This is a genomic window from Demequina sp., assembly GCF_016278765.1.
Classification (GTDB): Bacteria; Actinomycetota; Actinomycetes; order Actinomycetales; family Demequinaceae; genus Demequina.
Map to the genome: position 1 here is coordinate 1 of NZ_JADQBE010000002.1, position 4,600 is coordinate 4,600.

Genomic DNA, 4,600 nt, shown 5'->3' on the forward strand with positions numbered 1-4,600 from the left:
GCATCTTCAGCAACCCCAACCTGCCGGACGTGAGCGACTACTACGAGCCGTGGACCTACGACTACGACAACCTGCTGTCCGCCCCGCTCCAGGAGCACAGCCCCGTCGCCCAGCCGCGATCGACCATCACCGGCAAGCCCATGAAGATCGAATGGTCGGCCAACTGGGACGACGACCTTGGCGGCGCACCTGAACACGGTCACATGGACCCGATCGTCAAGAAGATCAAGTCAGATGTCACGGACCGCGTCAACTTTGAGTTCGAGCAGGCGTTCATGTTCTACCTGCCGCGCATCTGTGAACACTGCCTCAACCCCGCGTGCGTCGCCGCCTGCCCGTCTGGCGCGATGTACAAGCGGGCAGAGGACGGCATCGTGCTGGTGGACCAGGACCAGTGCAGGGGCTGGCGCATGTGCGTCACCGGCTGCCCCTACAAGAAGGTGTTCTTCAACCATGCCACCGGCAAGGCGGAGAAGTGCACGATGTGCTACCCGCGGATCGAGGCGGGCCAGCCCACGGTGTGCTCCGAGACGTGCGTGGGACGCCTGCGCTACTTGGGGCTGTTCCTGTACGACGCCGACAAGGTCACCGAGGCCGCGGCCACGCCCAATGAGCAAGACCTCTACGAGGCGCAGCTGGACCTCATCCTTGACCCCCACGACCCCGAGGTACAGAAGGCCGCCAAGCGCGACGGCATCCCTGATGACTGGATGGAGGCGGCGCGACGCTCCCCCGTCTATCGGCTTGCGAAGGAGTTCAGGGTGGCGTTGCCGCTTCACCCCGAATACCGGACGATGCCGATGGTTTGGTACATCCCGCCGCTGTCGCCCATCGTGGACGCGCTGCGCGAGACGGGGCACGACGCCGAGGACGCCGACAACCTGTTCGGCGCCTTGCGGTCGCTGCGCATCCCCATCGAATACCTCGCGGAACTGTTTACGGCGGGCGACCCCAAGCCGGTGCTGCGTTCGCTCGACACGCTGTCGGTGATGCGTTCCTACATGCGCGACAAGAACATCGGCAACGCCTTGCGGCCCGACCTGCCTGCGCGCGTGGGGCTCTCCGAGGAGTCGATCCTCGAGCTCTACCGACTGTTGGCGATAGCGAAGTACGAGGACCGCTACGTCATCCCCTCCGCGCACGCTGAGGTGGGCAAGGAGCTGGAGGATTTGGCGTGCTCGCTCGACGGGGTCGGCGGCGTGGGTCAGTTCCCAGGCGGCGCGCCCGCGGCGAACATCAAACGGCCCCAACCGGTGGCGGCCGAGAGTTTCCACGCGCTCCAGGACAGGGACCACCTGCGCTCCGACGCCTCCGCGCCGGTGTCGCCGAACCTCAACCTGCCCCACTGGAACGGCACGGGAGTGCCCCTCGGAATGCCCAAAGTGAGGGCTCGCGATGAATGAATCGACCGCTGCGGCACGCCTGGCCGCCTCCTGGCTGCTGTGGTACCCGGACGACGCGCTGATCCAGCGGATTCCCGAGATCACCCAGGTAGTCGAGGAGTGCCCGCCCAAGGTGCGCACCGCGCTGCGCCAGTTCTTGGCGTACCTCGAGGAGGTGCCGCTGCTGGACGCACAGCGCGATTACGTCGCCACGTTCGACATGAAGCGCAAGGCCTGCCCGTACCTGACGTTCTGGACGGACGGGGACACGCGCAATCGCGGCTTCTCGATCCTGCGGTTCAAGCAGGCATACCTCGCGAGCGGCTACGACGTGGGCGATGCCGAGCTTCCCGACCACCTGGCCGTGGTGCTGGAGTTCGCGGCGATCGGCAACACGTTGACGGGCGAGGCGCTGTTGGTGGAGCACAGGGTGGCGATCGGGCTGCTGCGTGAGGCGCTCCATGCCCTTGGCTCGCCTTACGTGCACGTGCTCGACGCCGTGCTTGCCACGCTGCCAGCCATGACGCCCCAGATTGCGGAGCGCATGGCGGCGCTCGCCAAGAGCGGTCCGCCCGTGGAGACCGTCGGGCTTGACCCCTTCCCCACGGCCCCCGCATCCGTCGAGATCGGAGGACGCAGATGAGTGCGCTCGTGATGGCGGCAATCGAACAGGGCGCGCCATCGAGCGCAAACCTGCTGCTGTGGGTCGTCCTGCCCTACGTCACGGCCGCGACCCTGGTGGTCGGCCTCGTCTGGCGCTACCGCTACGACAAGTTCGGGTGGACCACGCGCTCGAGCCAACTGTACGAGACGCGCATCATGCGCATCGCGAGCCCGCTGTTCCACTTTGGCGCGCTCGCCGTGATCGGCGGCCATTTCCTGGGCCTGCTGATTCCCCAATCGTGGACCGATGCGTGGGGTGTCAAGGAGTCCACCTATCACTCGTTGACGATGCCCCTCAGCCTCACCGCTGGTACCGCCACTATCGTCGGCATGGCGCTGCTGATCTATCGGCGCCGCTCGAATGCCAGGGTGTTCCAGCGCACCACCGCGAACGACAAGGTGATGTATGTGTTCCTGGCGAGCGCGATCGTGCTGGGTGTGAGCGCCTCGTGGTTCGCATCCGGGTTGTTTGGCGAGGGCCACAACTACCGCGAGGACGTGTCCGTGTGGGCCCGCTCGATCCTCATGTTCCAACCGCAGCCGGAGCACATGGCGGCCGCGCCCATGATCTTCCAGCTGCATGTGGTCGCGGGCCTGCTGCTGTTCAGCGTGTGGCCCTTCACGCGACTGGTGCACGTGCTCAGCGCGCCGCTGCAGTACGTGGTCAGGCCGTACGTGGTCTACCGCACCAAAACGCCTCACAGCACCGGCAGCCGGGCCACGCGCCGCGGCTGGGAGCCGACCCGCCGCGACTAACTTTCCCCCACCCCCACTATCCCCACATCTAGGAGAATCATGACTTCCGACCTCGGAATGCCCGGCAACAACCACGCCCACACCTGCACCTGCGGTGAAAACGACTCCGCGACGCTGCCCGTGCTGGTCGCCTCTGAGATCCCCCACGAGATCCGTCACGCCGCCATCTTTGGCGCGCTGGAGGGTTCCGCGCAGGGAATCGAGTTGGTCGCGCCGCACGATCCCTTGCCGCTGCTCGCGCAGATCGAGGACCGCTGGCCTGGGGTTTACGAGGTGGAATACGCCGAGCGCGACACCGCCTGGAGGCTGCTGCTCAAGCGTCGCGCCGAGGCCGCACTCGGCGCGTAACACGCGTCTTCTTACACTGACACCATGTCCCCCACTCTCGCTGGCGTCGTTGTCGCCGTGGTGACGGTCTCTGACCGGTCGTCGCGCGGCGAGCGCGCCGACGCGTCGGGGCCCGTGCTCGCCGACGCCTTACGTGAGTTGGGGGCGTCGGTGGTCACCTCCGTGGTTCCCGACGGCGCCGACGAGGTGGAGAGGGTGATTCTTTCGGCCGTCGCCGAGGGCGCCCGCGTGGTGGTGACGACGGGCGGCACGGGCATCGGCCCGCGCGACCTCACCCCCGAGGGGACGTCGCGTGTGCTCGCACGGCCGTTGCCCGGTCTTGCCGAGCGACTGCGGGCGGTGGACGCCGACGCCGTGCCTGGCGCGGTCTTGTCGCGCGGCCTTGCGGGGCTCACGGGTGGCGACCATCCGGCGATCGTGGTGAACGTGGCCGGGTCAACGGGCGCGGCCCGTTCGGCCGTTGGTGTGCTGGCTGCGGTGCTGCCGCACGCGCTCGCGCAACTGGACGGAGAGGACCACTGATGCCTGCCATCGCCGCACTGTCCTCGGCTCCGCTGTCGCTTGATGCTCACGTGGCGGCCGTGGCCGACCCGACCCACGGCGCGGTGGCGACGTTTGTGGGGCTGGTGCGCGATCACGACCCGAGCGTTGAGGGCGAGGTGACGCACCTCGAGTACTCGGCTCACCCTGACGCCGCCGCTGTTCTTGAACGCGTGGTGGCCGAGGTGGAGGCGCGCCATGATGCCGTGTTGGCGCTCACGCATCGTGTGGGGCTGCTGGGCGTCGGCGAGCCCGCGATTGTGGCTGCTGCGGCGTCGGCGCATCGGGCGGAGGCGTTTGCCGCCTGCCAGGACGCGGTGGAGCGCGTCAAGGCGGAACTTCCCGTCTGGAAGAAGGAGATCTTGGCCGACGGGTCGCACACGTGGGTGGGGATCACATGACTGCTCTTGTTGACCGCTACGGGCGCGTGCACCAGGATCTGCGCATCTCGCTGACGGATCGCTGCTCGCTGCGCTGCACGTACTGCATGCCGGCCGAGGGCGTGCCGTGGCTCAAGGGGCCCACGCTGCTTTCCACGGAGGAACTGGTGCGGCTGGCCCGCGTGGCCGTGGGGCTGGGCGTGCGCGAGGTGCGCCTCACGGGCGGGGAGCCGCTGCTACGACCCGACGTGGTGGACGTGGTGCGGGCGCTGGCGGCTATTGAGACTCCCGACGGGCCGCTGGACCTGTCGCTCACCACGAACGCGCTGCGCCTGCCCGCGTTGGCGGCGCCGCTGCGGGACGCCGGGCTGGACCGCGTCAACATCTCGATCGACACGCTGCAGCGCGCGCGGTTCATCGACCTGACTCGGCGCGACCGGCTCGCGGACACGTTGGCTGGCATCGAGGCGGCTAGGGTGGTGGGCTTCTCCCCCATCAAGCTCAACGCGCTCATCATGCGCGGCGTCAATG

At 67.9% G+C, this 4,600-nt stretch carries 7 protein-coding genes; all 7 read left to right on the top strand.

Annotated features, from left to right (window positions below; all coding sequences use genetic code 11):
* Nucleotides 1–1,403 (top strand): nitrate reductase subunit beta (gene narH / locus QZZ29_RS00050; protein ID WP_291380387.1); only part of this gene is annotated, 1,403 nt, incomplete at its 5' end.
* Nucleotides 1,396–2,025 (top strand): nitrate reductase molybdenum cofactor assembly chaperone, encoded by a 630-nt coding sequence (narJ, locus tag QZZ29_RS00055; RefSeq protein ID WP_291380388.1) that lies wholly within the window; start codon nucleotides 1,396–1,398, stop codon nucleotides 2,023–2,025. The genes narH and narJ, both read left to right, overlap by 8 nt.
* Nucleotides 2,022–2,801 carry a respiratory nitrate reductase subunit gamma gene (gene narI, locus QZZ29_RS00060; protein ID WP_291380389.1) on the top strand — a complete coding sequence of 260 codons (780 nt, stop codon included), beginning with the start codon at nucleotides 2,022–2,024 and terminating at the stop codon, nucleotides 2,799–2,801. Before narJ ends, narI begins: the two co-directional genes overlap by 4 nt.
* A gap of 39 nt (nucleotides 2,802–2,840) precedes the next feature.
* Nucleotides 2,841–3,149, top strand: a complete 309-nt coding sequence (locus tag QZZ29_RS00065; protein ID WP_291380390.1) for a DUF2249 domain-containing protein — start codon at nucleotides 2,841–2,843, stop codon at nucleotides 3,147–3,149.
* A gap of 24 nt (nucleotides 3,150–3,173) precedes the next feature.
* Nucleotides 3,174–3,671: a MogA/MoaB family molybdenum cofactor biosynthesis protein gene (locus tag QZZ29_RS00070; protein WP_291380391.1), complete on the top strand. Its 498-nt coding sequence runs from the start codon at nucleotides 3,174–3,176 to the stop codon at nucleotides 3,669–3,671.
* Nucleotides 3,671–4,090, top strand: a complete 420-nt coding sequence (locus QZZ29_RS00075; protein ID WP_291380393.1) for a molybdenum cofactor biosynthesis protein MoaE — start codon at nucleotides 3,671–3,673, stop codon at nucleotides 4,088–4,090. The genes QZZ29_RS00070 and QZZ29_RS00075 overlap by 1 nt, the downstream gene beginning before the upstream one ends.
* On the top strand, nucleotides 4,087–4,600 hold a 514-nt coding region (locus tag QZZ29_RS00080; protein ID WP_291380394.1), incomplete at its 3' end, for a radical SAM protein. The genes QZZ29_RS00075 and QZZ29_RS00080, both read left to right, overlap by 4 nt.